The organism is Streptomyces sp. NPDC051243, from assembly GCF_044455405.1.
Taxonomy (GTDB): Bacteria; Actinomycetota; Actinomycetes; order Streptomycetales; family Streptomycetaceae; genus Streptomyces.
In genome coordinates this window covers 1-16,821 of record NZ_JBITES010000001.1, presented here as the reverse complement: position 1 = coordinate 16,821, position 16,821 = coordinate 1, and the positions used below count along the sequence as shown (strand labels likewise).

Genomic DNA, 16,821 nt, shown 5'->3' with positions numbered 1-16,821 from the left:
GTGGCTGACAGATGAGCTGTGGTCGAGTGAGGGGCCCAGCGGTCAGCGGGATTCGCGGCTTGTCAATATCCTACTTTCTCGTCTTTCCTGCCCTTGATGCGGCTGCGCCTGTGATGGGGGCAAGTTCCTTTGTTGAGCAACCTGGGTGCTCGACAACGGCAATTGAGTACCGCACTTCGATGACAAGACCCTGGACGGCTACCTCGTCGGAGCCCATTGACCACGACCGGACACGTGCCCTAGCGGCGGTTTGGGCAGACGGGAGCTGAGGACTTGCCCGGGAGGTACGCGGTGCGTTCTTGCGCGTCCAGGTCCCGGTTGACGGCATGACAGACCTTCCGGATCGCTTCGGAAGGTGCGGGGAGGCTGACATGCCACAGGCGCACTGTCTTGTCGCCGCTGCCCGAGGCGAGGGTACGGCCGTCGGGGCTGAACGCCACTGAAGTCACCTCGTCGGCATGCTGCCCGATCAGGGTGACGTGGTTCATGCCGGTGTCGGGATCCCACAGCCCCGTGGTCCAGTCGAAGTCGGCGGTGGCGAGGGTGCGGCCGTCCGGGCTGAATGTCACCGACGCCGCCTGGCTGGTCCGCCCGGCCAGGGTGGTCCGCGTCTTGCCGGTGGAAGCGTCCAGCAAGCGCACGCTGTAGTCACCGATGGCGGTGGCGAGGGTGCGGCCGTCGGGGCTGAAGGCCACGTTGTGCACAGTGTCGGGGGTGCGGGTGGTGAAGCGGGCCTTGCCGGCGGTGACGTCCCACAGCCGTACGCTCTTGTCGGCGCCGCCCGTGGCGAGCGTACCCCCGTCGGGGTTGAAGGCCACCGTTCCCACGTAGCCGCTGTGCCCGGAAAGACTGGCGCGCGGCCTGCGGGTGGCGGGGTCCCACAGTTTCACGGTGCCGTCGACGCTGCCGGTGGCGAGGGTGCGGCCGTCGGGGCCGAACGCCACCGAGATCAGTTGGGAGGGGTCCCTCAGGATGGCGCGGGTCTTGCCGGTGGTGACGTCCCAGAGCCGTACGGTGGTGTCGGTACCGGCGGTGGCCAGGGTGCGGCCGTCGGGGCTGAAGGCCACCTGCAGTACGTGGTCGGTGTGTCCGGTCAGGACAGTCCGGGTGGTGCCCGTGTCGACGTTCCACAGGCGTACGGTCTTGTCCGCGCCGGCGCTGGCGAGGGTGCGGCCGTCGGGCGCGAAAGCCACGTCATGGACCAAGTCGGTGTGCCCGACCAGGGGCCTGTCGCCGCGAGGGCTGACATCCCACAGGCGGGTGGTCGTGTCGTCGCTTGCGGTGGCGAGGGTGCGGCCGTCGGGGCTGAACGCCACTGACTCCACGGTGTCGGTGTGACCGATCAGGGTTCTGCTGATCGCCCCGGTGGCGAGGTCCCACAGCCGCAGGAGGCGGTTGGTGCCGCCGATGGCGAGGGTGCGGCCGTCGGGGCTGAACGCCACGGCCTGCACCGAGCCGGTGGCCACGTCCAGGGAGGTGCGCCTCTTTCCGGTGGTGGCATCCCACACCTTCATGGTTCCGTCGGCGCTGCCGGTGGCCAGCGCGTGGCCGTCGGGGCTGAACGCGATCGTGAAGACGGCGTCGGTGTGCCCGGCCAGCGTGGTGCGGTGCGTGCCCGTTCTGGTGTCCCACAGCCGTCCGGTGTTGTCCGCGCCTGCGGTGGCGAGGGTGCGGCCGTCGGGGCTGAACGCCACGGAGAACACCGTTGAGCCGTGCCCGGGCAGCGTGGTCCGGATCTCGCCGGTGGTGGTGTCCCACAGCTGTGCGGTGCCGTCTCCGCCGGCGGTGGCGAGGGTCCGGCCGTCGGGGCTGAACGCCAGCGAGAACAGGCCACCGGTACTCGCGGGCAGTGTGGCGCGGGTCTTGCCCGTGGCGGTGTCCCACAACCGTGTGCCGTCTGCGCTTGCGGTGGCGAGAATGTGGCCGTCGGGGCTGAACGCCACCGAAGCCACCTCGTCTGGGTGCCCGGTGAGGGTGGCGCGGGTCGTGCCGGTGGTGGTGTCCCACAGCCGGGCGGTGCCGTCGGCGCTTCCGGTGGCCAGGGTGCGGCCGTCGGGGCTGAAGGCCACCCCGTTCACCGTGTCGGTGTGCCCGGGCAGACGCTGATATGCCGGGAGGGCCGCGTCGGTCCGCAGAGCTGCCAGGGCCTCGGGTGTGTGGCTGGCGCGGTACGCCTGGACGGCCAGCAGCGAGGAGAGGTCGGGGCTCACGTCGAGCAGCGTGCGGGACTGCGTGGCGAGCTGGCGGGACAGCGCCGCCTGCCGTTCGTCGACCGCCGTACGCCACTGCAGCACCGCGAGCCCGGCAGCGATCAGTGCGAGACCCAGCAGTGCGGCCAGGACGGCGATGAGATGCCTGCGCCGCCGAGCGAGGTCCTGCTGGCGTTTTCGGCTGGCGGAGAGAAAGGCCGCGATGTCCTCGGGCAGACCACGGTCCCGTGACCGCTTGACGCCTTCCGCGAGTGCCGTGCCCGCGAGCAGGTCGCCGGGGTCCCTCTTCCCGGCCCAGCGGCGCTGCCGTTCACGGGTGCGGTTGAGCCACTCCTGGAACTCGTAGTCCTCGCGTACCCACTCCCGCAGCGCATTCCAGTCACGGATGAGCGCGTCATGGATCAGCTCCGCCACCGGCGCGCCAGGCGGGGCATCGGGCCGCTCCGGGTCGCGGAACGTCTGCGTGGCGATGAGGCGATGACGGGTGAGAGCGGCGATGACCGCGTCGAAGTCACGACCGGGTGCACCGTCGGGGCCGGCCGCCAGGTCGCGCAGTTCGTCGAGGGGGACCTGCGCGCGGACGTCGGGGGTGCGGCGGCTGGGGTCCGCGGGGTGGACCAGGCAGGTGAGGACGCGCCTCGCGATGCGCTGCCGGCCGGGGGACAACCCGTTGAGGGCGCTGTCGCACCATGTCGTCAGGCTTCCGCTGACCGCTCCGATCCGCCAGTACGCCTCGTGGGTGAGGAAGCCGTCGTGCCGCCGCAGCCACAGCTGTTTGAGCGTCATCTCGAGCAGAGGCAGCACGGTGACCGGTGCCTGGCGGACGGCCACCGGGTCCGGACTGCTCGCCAGGACGTCGCTGATGATCTGCTCGGGCAGCCCGGGCTGGAAGCGGAGTCCGACGTTCTCGGCGGGGAGCACGATGATGTCGTGCAGGTCCGTCCGGCCCAGTGTGCCCGGCACGTTGAGGAGCCCGGGGGTGGCGGCCTCCAGCAATCGGGGGGCCAGTGCGGCCAGTTGGGGATAGAAGTCGTCCCGCATGATCAGGATCACGCTGAGCGCCGTGTACGCGCCGGCGACCTGGGTGATGTCGTCGATGAAGCCGAGGAATTCCTGCAGGCGGCCGTCGGCGCTCTGCAGCAGCAGCTCTTCGAACTGATCGACGACCAGCAGAACCCGATGGCAATCGGGTTCGCTCCGCAGCCGTTGGTCGACGGCCGCCGTGATCCCGTCACGCCGGGCCCCGGGCAGGCCGGCCCGCTCGATCTCCGCCAGCAGGTCCTGCCGGGGCCGGGCCAGTACCGGAAGCCATCGGTCGCTTCCCGGCACCGCTCCCTGCGCCAACGCCGGCAATACCCCCGCCTGGATCAGCGACGACTTGCCCGAACCCGACGGCCCGAGCAGCAGCGTCAGCCGCCGCTGGCGGGCGAGGCCGGCCAGGACCTGGCCCACCGCCTCCTCTCGCCCCTGGAACCAGCGGGCGTGCTCCGCGGTGAACGGCTCCAGCCCTCGGTACGGACACACCTCCTGGGGGGCCAGCTCCGGCATGATCTCCCGCAGGACCTGCGACGGCGTGGCGTAGGCGATGCCCTGCCCCCGGGCGAGCGCATCGGCCGCCGTGATCTCGGTGAGCATGCCGATGACCAGGCCGGTCACCTCGTCGAGGACGGGCCCGCCGCTGAAACCGATGGTGAGGTCGTTGGCCCCGGTCAGCTGAAGACGCGCCCCGGCCCGCCCGGAGGACAGCAGCAGATCGCCCACCTTGCCGAAGCCCAAGTGCCCCTCTCGCGGTGCCTGGGTCGCAAAGCCGAACGACCGCACGTCATGGCCGCGACAACCCGCCGCGGAGCCCAGGGGCAGGACCCACGAGCCCGCCGGCGTACGGTGCAGCCGGACAAAGGCGACGTCCTCGTCCTCCGGCGCGCGCCAACGTCCCGAGAGGACTTCCCCCTCCAGCCCGTCCGCACCGGCCACACGAGGGAAGGACAGCAGCACCCGGTGCCCGGGCCCGCTGCCCGCGGCCACGACGACGTGCGCACACGTGACCAGGACGTCCTCGGCCACCAGGAAACCCGCCCCGGCAACCCTCCCGTCCGGCCCGAGGATCTGCGCCACCGCAGTGGGCAGCTCCGACGGAGTCTTCGGCTCCGTCCGTGGTCCGGCGCTAGCCATGGCCGCCCCGCCAGGACATGGTCAGCTGCAGATGGCAGGTGGCCCTGCCCTTGGTGATCACGGCGCCGGCCTCGACCGCGAGGTCCACCCCGAACTGGATCGTGATCTCGTCGGGGCGCGCCTCGCGCAACTGGTCGAGGGCTGACCGTGCCGCCCGGGTGACCGGCTCCAGGGACTCCTGCAAAGTGCCCGGGACCTCACGAACGAGATCGCCGGCCCGGCCGGCCTTCACCGGCCCTTCGAGGCCGACTGCCCCCTCCACCAGCACGCAGCCCCCGCCCTCCAGCGGGACCCGGGTCAGAGGTGTCACGACGCCTCCTCCGTTGCTCGCGCGCTCACCAGGGATCACGGCCAGCGTCCGGCACGCCCGCCCGAGCCGCACCACGGAATGGGCCGTACGACGGAGGCGTCACACCCGGCGGACACGGTCGACCAGGCACCGGACGCCGTCGGCATTTCCGCCGCTGCCCGCCCGTCTTGAACCTTCGGGTATGGCCCAAGAACGCCCTGCTGTCCGGTACGGACAAGGGCCGCAAGAGCCGCAGTTCAGGTAGCAGGTCGTCAACTCCGCGACGATCACGCCAAGTTCTCAGTCCGACGTCCTGCCCGATCAACAAACGCATGCCCTCGACGTCCTGTGACGAGATCGCAAACGCGATCCGAGACGTATGGAAGAACCGCACCTGCCGGTCAGACAGCATCGGCCCCTCCAGCCACGGCCGCGGGGCCGACTGCTCGCCGCTGAGGATCGGCCCGGAGCAGCCGGTGGGCCGGCCGGCGGAGGCGGCGCCCGCCGGTGCGGGGCAGGCCGGTTCCGGACCGCCCCGCTCTTTGTTGCCGGCCGGGAACACCACGCACGCACCGGCCGGCATGCCGCGCAGCCGCCCCAGCGGGCCAGGGCTGCCCGGTGCGACTCGACCGGCCGGGTATCGCGCGCGGCAGGGTTGGTTGCGCGTTAATCGATTGCCTGCGCGGGGTCCTGCCTGGTGCACTGCACCTGATCCGACCGGCACACGAGGAGGAGCCGCGATGCGCACTGCGTTCATGTCCACCCCGGAAGAAACCACCCCCACGTCAAAGGACATGACGCTTCGTGCACTTGCTCAACCTCGGAATTCTCGCCCATGTCGACGCCGGTAAGACCAGCCTGACCGAGCGCCTGCTGCACTCGGCCGGTGTGATCGACGAGATCGGCAGCGTCGACGCCGGGAATACTCAGACTGATTCCCTCGCGCTGGAGCGGCAGCGCGGCATCACCATCAAGTCCGCCGTCGTCTCCTTCGCGCTCGACGACGTGACGGTCAACCTCATCGACACGCCCGGCCACCCGGACTTCATCGCCGAGGTGGAGAGAGTGCTGGGTGTGCTCGACGGTGCCGTGCTGGTCGTCTCGGCCGTCGAGGGCGTCCAGCCGCAGACGCGGGTCCTCATGCGCACACTGCAACGGCTGCGCATCCCCACACTCGTCTTCGTCAACAAGATCGACCGACGCGGGGCGCGCCACGACGCCGTGCTGCGGGCCGTCTCCGAACGGCTGACGGCGGCCGTCGTCCCGATGGGGACGACCGACGCCCTCGGTACCCGCGAGGCCCGCTTCGTCCCCGGCCTGGCACCGACGGCACTCGACGTCCTCGCCGACCACGACGACGAACTGCTGACCACGTACCTCGAGGAGACGGTCACGTACGACGATCTGCGCACCGCTCTCGCCGTCCAGACCCGGCAGGCGCTGGTCCACCCGGTGTACTTCGGCTCCGCCGTCACAGGCGCGGGCGTCGAGGAGCTGATCGACGGGATCAGGGAGCTGCTGCCGGTCGCGGACGGCGAGCCCGACGGGCCGGTCTCGGGCACCGTCTTCAAGGTGGAGCGGGGCCCGGCGGGGGAGAAGGTCGCGTACGCGCGCATGTTCTCGGGGACGCTGCGCACCCGCGACCGGGTCTGCTTCGGCGCCGTGGCCGAATCGGGCGAGGGTGACTCCCGCGCCGAGGGCCGGATCACCGCGATCAGCGTCTTCGACCAGGGCACGGACATCAGGGACGACCTCGTGACGGCGGGCCGGATCGCCAAGCTGTGGGGCCTGGCCGACATCAGGATCGGCGACGCGATCGGCGAGCCACGCAAGGCGCACGGGCACTTCTTCGCGCCGCCCACCCTGGAGACGATCGTCGCCCCGGCCGGCGGTACGGACCGGCGGGCCCTGCACCGTGCCCTCACCCGCCTGGCCGAGCAGGACCCGCTCATCGACCTGCGCCACGACGAGGTACGGCAGGAGACCTTCGTCTCCCTCTACGGGGAGGTGCAGAAGGAGGTCATCCAGGCCACGCTCGCCGACGACTTCGGCCTCGACGTCACCTTCCACGAGACGACACCGCTGTGCATCGAGCGGCCGGTCGGCTCGGGTGCGGCGGTCGAGTTCAACAAGAAGGACGCGAACCCGTTCCTCGCGACGATCGGCCTGCGCGTCGACCCGGCGCCGGCCGGGTCGGGTGTGGAGTTCCGCCTCGAGGTGGAGCTCGGCTCCATGCCGTACGCCTTCTTCAAGGCCGTCGAGGACACCGTCCGCGAAACGCTCGGCCAGGGCCTGCACGGCTGGCAGATCCCCGACTGCACGGTCACCATGACCCACTCCGGCTACTCGCCCCGGCAGAGCCACGCCCACCAGGGCTTCGACAAGAGCATGTCCAGCACCGGCTACGACTTCCGGGGCCTGACCCCCCTGGTCCTGACCGAGGCCCTGCGCCGGGCGGGCACCCAGGTCCACGAGCCCCTGCACCGCTTCCGCATCGAGGCCCCGACCGACACCCTGGCCGCCCTGCTGCCGGTGCTGGCCAGGCTGCGCGCGGTTCCGCACACCACGCAGACGCGCGGCGCGACCTGCGCGCTGGAGGGCTCGGTGCCCGCGGCCCATGTGCACGAACTGGAGCAGCAACTGCCCGGACTGACGCGTGGCGAGGGCGAGCTGGAGAGCGCCTTCGACCACTACGCGCCCGCCCCGCGCGGCACGGTCCCCGAGCGCCGGCGTACCGACCTCAACCCGCTGAACCGGAAGGAGTACCTGTTGAACCTGACACGCAGGGTCGGCAGCTGAAAACTCGTTGGGGGGCACGGGCGGCGTACGTAAGATCGCCGCATGACTGCGGACCCACGGATACAGCAGGCCCAACTCCTCTACGAGCGAGCGGTGTTCGGGGGTGAGAGCAGCGCACTGGCGCCCGCCGAGCGAGGGCTCGACGCGGTCGAGGCGGATCTCGCCCTGACCCGTGGCAAGGTCGTGCATGCCCGGTTCCTGGAGGAGAGGGTCGAGGACGCACGGGAGCTCGAGCTCTTCGAGCGCGCGGCCCGGCTGTACGAGCGGCTCGGCGACGTGCGGGGCGAGGGGGAGGCGCTGTTCTGGGTCGGCACCTTCCACCAGGTGGTCCGCGACGACACGGAGGCGGCGCTGCCCGCCTTCACCCGCGCCCTTGACCTCGCCACTCGCGCCGACGACCGGCTGACCATGTCCTACGCCCTTCGGCACCTCGGCTTCGCGGAGCACATGGCCGGACGGCTCGATGCGGCGCGGGACCGTTTCGAGGAGTCCACCCGCCTGCGCCGTGAGCTCGGATTCCTGCCGGGGGTGGCCGCCAACCTGATCGGGCTCGCCCACGTCGCGGCCCAGCAGGACCGCCGGGAGGAAGCCGCGCAACTCCTGCGGGAAGCGGCGGAGTCGGCCGAGAAGGCCGGGGCGGACGGTGTCCTGCGGTGGGTGGCCGAGGCTCGTGCGGAGCTGGAGCTGCCCGGCGAGCGGTGAGGCCCGCGGTGGTGCCGAGACGGAACTTACTCCAGAGTCAGGGGTGTTGACTGTGTCCTGATATCACCGGACTGTAGTGGACATGCCGAACATTCGGACGCGTCTGATGGTTGTCCTGGTCGTCCTCTTCGGATCCCTGTCGGTGGCGGGCCCCACTCCCGCCACCGCCGCCACCCTTCCCGACTCCCTCTGGTTCGACGAAACACCTCTCACCGTCCAGAACGGCCGCTTCGTCGACGGGCATGGCCGCGAGGTCGTGCTGCGCGGCTACAACGTCTCCGGCGAGACGAAACTGAAGGAGAACAACGGCCTGCCCTTCGCGTCGACCGCCGACGCGAAGAAGTCCGCGACCGCGCTGCGCGCGCTGGGCGGCGGCAACTCCGTGCGTTTCCTGCTCTCCTGGGCCTACGCGGAGCCCGTGCGCGGCCAGGTGGACACCGCCTACCTGGCGAAGGCCACGGACCAGATGCGCGCGTTCCTGGACGCCGGGATCCGTGTGTACCCCGACTTCCACCAGGACCTCTACTCCCGCTGGCTGTTCGACCCGGACAGCTGGTACACCGGCGACGGCGCCCCCAAGTGGGCCGTCGACCTCGGGGACTACCCGGACGAGTACTGCGGGATCTGCCCGTTCTGGGGCCAGAACATCACCTCCAACGAGGCCGTGAAGCAGTCGACGTACGACTTCTGGCACAACGAGTACGGCCTCCAGGACGCCTTCCTGGACACCGCCCAGAAGGCGATGACGTACCTGCGCCAGAACCTCACCGCCGCCCAGTTCGCGGGCGTCGTCGGCTTCGACCCGTGGAACGAGCCGCACGCCGGCACCTACGACTCCGGCCAGACCAGCCGGACGTGGGAGAGGGACGTGCTGTGGCCCTTCTACGTCAAGTTCCGCGCCCGTATGGACGCGGCGGGCTGGCAGGCCAAGCCGGCCTTCGTCGAGCCGAACCTCTTCTGGAACGCCAACCTCGACTTCCAGAAGGAGGAGGGCGGCCTGCTGGACGCCGGCACACTCGGCCCGCGCTACGTCTTCAACACCCACTTCTACGACCAGAAGGCCATCTCCGGCGTCTTCATGTGGGGCAAGGCGGCGGACGGGCAGTACGTGGGTGACTTCGGGACCGTCCGCGACCGCGCCTCCGCCACCGGGACGACCGCGATCGTCAGCGAGTTCGGGCACCCGCTCACCGGAAACGTCTCCGACAAGGCGCCGACGGTCTACAAGGCGATGTACCAGGCCCTCGACTCCCGGGTGAAGGGCGCGAGTTGGTGGTCCGACCCGTCGGGCTCCGGTCCCGTCCTCTCCGGCTCCCAGTGGCAGTGGGACATCTACAACGGCCGCCACCACGAGCTGATGAACGACAATCCGGACAAGGTGCAGACCGAGGGCGACGCCTGGAACGGCGAGGACCTGTCCGCGGTACGCCTCGACGACTCGGGTACGGCGGTGCTGCGGCAGGACGCCCGGCTGCTCGACCGGATCTACCCGAGTGCCACGTCCGGTACCACGGTCGCCTTCACCTACGAGGACCGCTCCCGGGACGGCTCGACGACCCTGACCTGGAACCCGGTGCCGAGCTCGCTGCCGAACGTGGCGCAACTGGTCGGCTCGGGCCAGTACGGGCTGCTGGTGTGGCGCTCCAACAGCGGCACGGCACCGACCGAACTGCACCTCCCGGCGTCCTTCCCGAGCCGGTCCACGACGGTGGTCTCCGACCTGGGCACGGTGTACTCGCCGCCGTCGTACACCTCGACGACCCCGGTCGGTGTGGCCGCCGAACCGGGTGGCACGGGCAGCCGCCGGCTGCTGCTCACCGACACCGACTCCGGGGTCCTGCACTACGCGCTGGTGACCAACGGGGCGACCGCACCCTCGAGCACCCTGCTGAACGCCGCACGGTCCGAACTCTCCACGTGGGCCGCGCGGAACGCGGGATAGGCACCGCCGTTTGACCCTCCCCTTACGTCAGGCTGCACGCTGTACCCGACGAAAGGGCAGGTGAATGAGCTACTCCGTGGGGCAGGTCGCGGCCTTCGCCGGGGTGACCGTGCGCACGCTGCACCACTACGACCGGGCGGGACTCCTCTCGCCCAGTGGCCGCAGCGGCGCCGGTTACCGGCTGTACAGCGACACCGACCTGGCCAGGCTCCAGCAGATCCTCTTCTACCGCGAACTCGGCTTCTCCCTCGACGAGATCGCCGAGATACTGAAGGACCCGCAGGCGAACGCACTGGAGCATCTCCAGTCGCGGCTGCGGCAGTTGAGCGACGAGATCGGCCGGCTCCAGCGGCTGGCCGAGGTGGCCGAGCAGGCCATCGAGGTCCAGCGGACGGGCGTGGAGCTGACACCCGAGGATCGCTTCGAGGTCTTCGGGGAGATCGACTTCGATCTCAGTTACGCCACCGAGGCCCAGCTCAAGTGGCGGCACTCGGCGGGGCATCAGGAGTCGATGGCGCGTGCGGCCGCCCACACCAAGGAGGACTGGCGGCAGCTCATGGGCGAGGCCGCCGCCTGGCGCGTGGAACTGCTCGCGGCCTTCGACGAGCGGGAGCCCGCCGACGGCGAGCGGGCCATGGATCTCGCGGAGGAGCACCGGCTGCACATCGCCCGCTGGTTCACCACCTGCCCGCCCGACATGCACCGGCGCATCGCGGACGACTTCGCGGCCGATCCGCGCGCCTTCGCGCTCGTCGTACCGCCCTCGCAGCAGCGGCCGGGCCTCGCCGCCTATCTGTGCAAGGCCGTCCACGCGAACGCGGCCCGCCGGACGGACCGTGAGGAGAACCGATGAGGATCCTGATCGCCGCCGCCGGATCGCGAGGTGACGTGGCTCCGTACACGGGTCTGGGAGCGGGTCTGCGCCAGGCCGGGCACGACGTCACCCTGGCCACGACCGACGCCTTCGCGCCCCTGGCGGGAGAGGCCGGCCTGGAGTTCAGGGGCCTGCCCACCCGTCCGCAGACGGTTCAGGGCGCAGTCGGGAGCAGTCGCGAACTGATGCGTACCGCCGCCGCGTTCGTCACCGAACTCGGTCAGGGATTCGCCGATGCGGTGGACCCGGGCACGGAACTGCTCCTGCTCTCGGCCACCACGGCCCCGCTGGGCTGGCACGTGGCCGAGGCCCTGGGCATCCCGACGATCGGCGCCTACCTCCAACCGACCGCCCCGACCGGCGACTTCCCGCCCAACGTCATGGGCTCCCGCTCCCTCGGCCGTCTCGGCAACCGGGCCGCCGGACGCTTCGCGCTGCGCATGGCCGACCGCGTCTACACAGAGGCCGTCACCGAGCTGCGCCGCCGCCTGGACCTGCCGCCGCTGGCTCCGGCCGAGATGCGCCGCCGACAGGAGCGGGCGAACCGGCCCGTGCTGCACGGCTTCAGTACGGCGCTGGTGCCGCGCCCGACCGACTGGCGCGCGGGTCTCGACGTCGTGGGCACCTGGTGGCCGTACGTCGCCCCGGACCGTCGGCTGCCGGGCGAGGTGGAGGACTTCCTCGCCGTGGGAGCGCGCCCGGTGTTCATCGGCTTCGGCAGCATGGCGGCCGGGCAGGGGGAGCGGTTGAGCGGGATCGCCGTCGAGGCATTGCGCCAGGCCGGACGGCGCGGCATCCTCCAGGCGGGCAGCGCCGGGCTCGCGGCCGGCGGCGACGACGTTCTGACCGTCGGGGAGGTACCGCACGCGCTGCTGTTCCCGAGGACGGCCGCGGTGGTCCATCACGCCGGGGCGGGCACCTCGGCGGCGGCCCTGCGCGCCGGGGTGCCCGCGATCCCGGTGCCGGTGACGGCGGACCAGCCGTTCTGGGCCGGACGACTGGCGTCGATCGGCGCGGCCACCGCACCGATACCCTTCGCGTCCCTCACCGCCGAGAAGCTCACCGACGCGCTCGTGCAGGCCGTACGGCGTCAGGCGTACGCCCGTGCCGCCTCGGTCGCCGCGCGGCACATGGCGACCGAGGACGGAGTGGGAGCGGTGCTGAAGGCCCTGGGTTGATCAACCGGCCGACGGACTCGTCCAGTCGGCCGGGACATGGGCCAGCCGGACCCGCTGCGGGTGGTCGCCGACCGGGACGGACACCTGCTTGCGGCCCGTGGCGAAGTCGATGGCCGTGACCTGGTCGGTGCCGCTCTCGGAGACCACGCAGGACTTGCCGTCACCGCTGACCGTGGCCCAGTAGGGCTTGGAGGCGGTGACCAGCGGGCCCTCCTGGAGGGTGGTGCGGTTGACGACGGTGGCGTAGTCGTCCATGGTGCCCGCGACACACAGCTTGCCGCCGTCGGGGCTCATCGAAAGGCCGTGGTGGCGCGAGTCGTTGACGTAGGTGGTGCGGTCGTCGCTGGTCGCCGGGTTCTTCGGGAGGGTCTTGGTGCGGGTGATCCTGTCCGTGGCGAGGTCGTACTCGAAGAAGCCGTTGAAGAACGACACCTGGAAGTACAGCTTCGACTCGTCCGGCGAGAACACGGCCGGCCGCACCGCGTCGGAGTAGTCGGTCAGCCCGATCGCGTCCAGGCGCGGACGCATGTCGATGACCTTGACCTGCTGGTACGTCGCCGCGTCGACGACCGTGATGCGCCGGTCGCCCTTCGTCCAGTCCAGCCACGGGGCGTCGGTCTGCGTGTTCACGTCGCCGATCGCCATGTTGTAGATGTACTTGCCGTCCTGGGTGAATATGTTCTCGTGCGGCTTGTCACCGGTCGCGAACTTCCCCAGCTCCTCGCCGCTTTCGATGTCCAGCACGTGCACGGTGTTGGAGGTCGATGCCGACACCGCGACCCGCTTGCCGTCGGGGGAGACCGCCATGTGGTCGGCGCGGTAACCGGACACGGGGAAACGCCAGTTGATGTCCCCGGACGCCAGGTCGATGGAGACGACGTCGGCGAAGCTCGGCCGGGAGACGACCATCGCCGTGCCGTCGGGCGTGGAGTACATGTCGTCGACGAACTGGTCGTGGCCCTCGCCGACGCTGTTGCGGATCGCCATGAAGTAGATCCACTTGATCGGATCGGCGTTGATCTCCGCCATCCGCTCGTCCTTGTCGGGGATGACGTCGACGCGGCCGATCTTCGCGAAGTCCCCCGAGGACTTGATGACGTCCGCGGTGCCGTCCCAGTTGTTGCCGACGAACATCACCTCACGCAGGGCGGCGGAGGAGTCGGCGGCGGTGGCGACGGCCGCCGGGGCGGTGACGGTCAGGGCGAGGGCGGCGGCTACGGAGCTCAGGTGCCTGGGTCTGATGGCAGGCATGACTGCTCCCTTCCTCTCAGGTGGGCGTCATGAGCGGGGCATGCCAAAAGCGGAGCGCTGAGATCTGAACACAAGTGGTTTCAGAGTCAACTTACTGAAAAGTAAGGAAGGGGGGTCCTTCTCCACAAGACCGCGGACACGACAAAATTGGCCGTCGGGTCGGCGAGGTGCTGGGAGGACAGTGTGGCGGGCAGGCTCAGGGCGCCCACCGGCCGCTACGGCGGCAAGTCGGCCGAGGAACGACAGGCCGAGCGGCGGCGCCGCTTCCTGGACGCGGCGCTGCAGTTGTTCGGCGACAGCCCCGGCTACCGGGGTACGACGGTGGCGGCGCTGAGCGAGGCCGCGGGCCTGTCGACCCGTCAGTTCTACGAGGAGTTCCGCAGTCTGGAGGACGTCCTGGCCGCCCTCCACCTCCAGGTCAACGGCTGGTCGGAGGAGGCCGTCCTGGCGGTCGCGGCCAAGGCGGCGGACCTGCCGCTCGCCGAACGCGCGACCGCGATCTTCCGCGCGTACGCCGCGAACGTCACCGCCGACCCGTGCCGCGTCCGTATCACCTTCGTCGAGATCGTCGGCGTCAGCCCGCGTCTGGAGGAGCAGCGCCTGGCCCGCCGCGCCCGGTGGATCGACCTCGTCTGCGCCGAGGTCGCGGCGGCCGTCGCGCGCGGGGAGGCGGCGCCCCGCGACTACCGCCTCGCGGTGACCGCGTTCATCGGCAGTGTCAACGGCCTGCTCCACGACTGGAGCGCGGGGTGGGTGGAGGCGACCCTCGACGAGGTCGTCGACGAACTCGTCAGGCTGCTCCTGGGCATCCTGCAGCCGGCGGACCCGCGGGTTGCCGGGGCCTGAGCGGGTTGTCGCACCCGGTGCCGATGACCTTGAAGTCCTTTGTCGAGGTGGACGTCGCTCGGCTTGCCGTCGAGCGCGACTCCTGTGCCGCGCGGTGCGGTGCCCGCGCTGCCGTGCGGGCCCGACCGCGGTTGCAGGATGCGACGCGCTCGCCGAACACCTGCTGTACGGAGCTGAACGGGGATTCAGCCCAGCCGGTTCACCGCTGTGACGACGGGAGCCGTGCCGTCCTCGGTGCGCAGCCCGTCGGCGAGGACCCGGGCGCGGCGGCCGTAGGACGGGTCTCCGGTCGCCTGCCGCAGGGCCGCCGCCAGTGTCCCGGCCGAGAGCCGCCGCAGCGGCACCGACCCGGGCGCCACACCGAGTGCGACCAGGCGGCCGGCCCAGAACCCCTCGTCGAACTGGACCGGCACGGGAACGGCCGGCACCCCGGCGCGCAGCCCGGCCGCGGTCGTGCCCGCACCGCAGTGGTGGACCACGGCGGCCATGCGCGGGAACAGCGCGGAGTGCGGTACCTCGTCGATGGTCAGGACGTCGTCCCCGGTGGCCTCCAGCCCGCCCCACCCCCGCTGGATCACCCCGCGCAGCCCGGCCCGCCGCAGCGCGCCCACCACCTCGGCACTCAGCCCGGCCGGATCGGGCACGGTCGCGCTGCCCAGCCCCACGAAGACCGGCGGCGGACCCGCGTCCAGGAAGTCCCGCAGCCCGGCCGGGAGTTGAGCCTCCCCGTCGTACGGCCACCAATAGCCCGCCACTTCCAGATCCGGGCGCCAGTCGCGCGGCCGGGGCACCACCAGAGGGCTGAAGCCGTGCAGCGTCCGCCCTCCGCCTGGGGCGCGCGTCGCACGTCGAGGCAGCCCGAGCCTCGCCCGCGCGTCCGGTACGGCCGCCGAGAAGACACGCTGGATCGCCAGGTTCACGCCGTGCCCGGCGACACGGTTGCCGAGGCCTCCCCAGGAACGGCCGCCGAGCATCGGTGGCCCGAACTCCCGGGTGGGAGCGAGTGGTTGCAGCGGCAGCTCGATGCTCGGCAGGGCGAGACCCTCGGCGATGACCTGCCCCAGCGGTGCGGTGGAGGCCGCCAGCAGCAGGATGTCGCTTGACCGCGCGGCCGTCAGCATGTCGTCCGTCAGCCGCCCGGCCAGGGCCCGCGCCAACTCCGCCACGCGCACCAGCTTGCCCACGCCGGTCGCACTCCGGTGCAGGCTCCGTCCGCGCGCGGACTCCAGCTCCGCCCGCGGATCCAACGGCAGCGGATGGAAGCGTATGTCCGACCCTGCCACCAGCCGTTCGAAGCGGCCGTGCGTGACCAGGGTGACCTCGTGTCCGGCCCGGGACAGGGCATGCCCGAGGCCGGTGTACGGGGCCACATCGCCCCGAGAGCCCGCCGTCATGATCGCTACGCGCACTCGGCCAGTATGGCGGCACGGACGGTTCCGTGGGACAAGCCGCGGAAGAGGGCGACATCAGGTCTGTCCCGGCCGTACCGGAAGTGGGCGGTGAGCCAGCGCGGGCCTAGACGAGGAGCAGGACCAGGACACCGAAGGTCACGGCTGACGTCAGCAGCCAGCCGGCCAGCAGACGGCGCCGCAGGCCGCGGTACGCCGCCTCGTACTCGTCCCGCAGTCTCCCGGCACGCTCCGCCGTGTGCTGCCAGGAGGTGCGGGCGAGTGCGAGGTACTCCGCCTCGAACCTCCGCTCCACGTCGTCCCGCTGAGCACCCGTCAGCCAGTGCAGAGGTGCGCTGAAACGGGCGGCGGCCGTTCGGCCTTCCTCGCGGGTGGCGGTGAGCAGCAGATGACCCTCGATGTCGTTGAGGAACTTGTCGGTGATGCTCACAGAGTGGTCAACTCCCTTGCCCGCGCGGGGGCGTGATGCAGATCGAACGCCGGCGACTCCGAGCGGATCCGGGGCAGGGTGCGGAAGTTGTGGCGTGGCGGCGGGCAGGACGTGGCCCACTCCAGCGAGCGGCCGTAGCCCCACGGGTCGTCGGCCACGACCTTCTCGCCGTACTTGGCGGTCTTCCAGACGTTGTAGAAGAACGGCAGCAGCGACGCGCCGAGCACGAACGAGAAGACGGTCGACAGCGAGTTGAGCGGCGTCAGTCCCTCCACCGCCAGATAGTCCGGAATCCGGCGCTGCATTCCGTTCACGCCCAGCCAGTGCTGGACCAGGAAGGTGCCGTGGAAGCCGATGAACAGCGTCCAGAACGTCATCTTGCCGAGGCGCTCGTCGAGCATCCTGCCGGTGAACTTCGGCCACCAGAAGTGGAATCCGGCGAACATCGCGAACACCACGGTGCCGAAGATGACGTAATGGAAGTGGGCCACGACGAAATAGGTGTCGGACGTCGGGAAGTCCAGCGGCGGTGAGGCCAGCATGACGCCGGTCAGACCGCCGAAGACGAAGGTGACCAGGAAACCGAACGCCCACAGCATGGGTGTCTCGAAACTCAGCGAGCCGTTCCACATGGTGCCGATCCAGTTGAAGAACTTCACGCCGGTCGGTACGGCGATGAGGAACGTCATGAAGGCGAAGAACGGCAGGAGCACACCGCC

General features: G+C 70.8%; 12 protein-coding genes. 6 read left to right on the top strand and 6 right to left on the bottom strand.

Annotated features, from left to right (window positions below; translation table 11 throughout):
- Positions 1-239: 239 nt before the first annotated feature.
- Positions 240-4,382: a trypsin-like peptidase domain-containing protein gene (locus tag ACIBAG_RS00060; protein WP_399099148.1), complete on the bottom strand. Its 4,143-nt coding sequence runs from the start codon at positions 4,380-4,382 to the stop codon at positions 240-242.
- Positions 4,375-4,692 (bottom strand): CU044_2847 family protein, encoded by a 318-nt coding sequence (locus ACIBAG_RS00055; RefSeq protein WP_399099146.1) that lies wholly within the window; start codon positions 4,690-4,692, stop codon positions 4,375-4,377. Before ACIBAG_RS00055 ends, ACIBAG_RS00060 begins: the two co-directional genes overlap by 8 nt.
- A 783-nt stretch (positions 4,693-5,475) precedes the next feature.
- On the opposite strand from ACIBAG_RS00055, the gene ACIBAG_RS00050 reads away from it, so the two are divergent.
- From ACIBAG_RS00050 to ACIBAG_RS00030, 5 genes are all read left to right on the top strand, one after another.
- Complete coding sequence (locus ACIBAG_RS00050; protein WP_399099144.1) at positions 5,476-7,470, top strand: GTP-binding protein; 1,995 nt, start codon at positions 5,476-5,478, stop codon at positions 7,468-7,470.
- Positions 7,471-7,512: 42 nt separating this feature from the next.
- Positions 7,513-8,172: a tetratricopeptide repeat protein gene (locus tag ACIBAG_RS00045; RefSeq protein ID WP_399099142.1), complete on the top strand. Its 660-nt coding sequence runs from the start codon at positions 7,513-7,515 to the stop codon at positions 8,170-8,172.
- Positions 8,173-8,254: 82 nt separating this feature from the next.
- Positions 8,255-10,114 (top strand): cellulase family glycosylhydrolase, encoded by a 1,860-nt coding sequence (locus tag ACIBAG_RS00040; RefSeq protein ID WP_399099140.1) that lies wholly within the window; start codon positions 8,255-8,257, stop codon positions 10,112-10,114.
- A gap of 64 nt (positions 10,115-10,178) precedes the next feature.
- A complete protein-coding gene (locus tag ACIBAG_RS00035; protein ID WP_399099138.1) occupies positions 10,179-10,967 on the top strand; it encodes a MerR family transcriptional regulator in 789 nt (262 codons plus the stop codon).
- Positions 10,964-12,166, top strand: coding sequence for a glycosyltransferase (locus ACIBAG_RS00030; protein WP_399099136.1), 1,203 nt, complete (start codon positions 10,964-10,966; stop codon positions 12,164-12,166). Before ACIBAG_RS00035 ends, ACIBAG_RS00030 begins: the two co-directional genes overlap by 4 nt.
- Here ACIBAG_RS00030 and ACIBAG_RS00025 read toward each other — a convergent pair whose 3' ends face one another.
- Positions 12,167-13,417 carry a YncE family protein gene (locus ACIBAG_RS00025; RefSeq protein WP_399099134.1) on the bottom strand — a complete coding sequence of 417 codons (1,251 nt, stop codon included), beginning with the start codon at positions 13,415-13,417 and terminating at the stop codon, positions 12,167-12,169. It abuts the gene before it with no gap.
- 183 nt (positions 13,418-13,600) lie between these two features.
- On the opposite strand from ACIBAG_RS00025, the gene ACIBAG_RS00020 reads away from it, so the two are divergent.
- The gene (locus ACIBAG_RS00020) at positions 13,601-14,263 is read left to right on the top strand and encodes a TetR/AcrR family transcriptional regulator (RefSeq protein WP_399099132.1); all 663 of its coding nucleotides are present in this window, start codon (positions 13,601-13,603) and stop codon (positions 14,261-14,263) included.
- A gap of 185 nt (positions 14,264-14,448) precedes the next feature.
- On the opposite strand, the gene ACIBAG_RS00015 is transcribed toward ACIBAG_RS00020, so the two are convergent.
- The 3 genes from ACIBAG_RS00015 to ACIBAG_RS00005 form a co-directional block, all read right to left on the bottom strand.
- On the bottom strand, positions 14,449-15,657 hold the full coding sequence (locus ACIBAG_RS00015; protein WP_399100521.1) for a glycosyltransferase: 1,209 nt from the start codon (positions 15,655-15,657) through the stop codon (positions 14,449-14,451).
- A gap of 121 nt (positions 15,658-15,778) precedes the next feature.
- Positions 15,779-16,102, bottom strand: a complete 324-nt coding sequence (locus ACIBAG_RS00010) for a hypothetical protein (protein WP_399099130.1) — start codon at positions 16,100-16,102, stop codon at positions 15,779-15,781.
- A partial coding sequence (locus ACIBAG_RS00005; RefSeq protein WP_399099128.1) for a cbb3-type cytochrome c oxidase subunit I occupies positions 16,099-16,821 on the bottom strand: 723 nt, incomplete at its 5' end. The genes ACIBAG_RS00005 and ACIBAG_RS00010, both read right to left, overlap by 4 nt.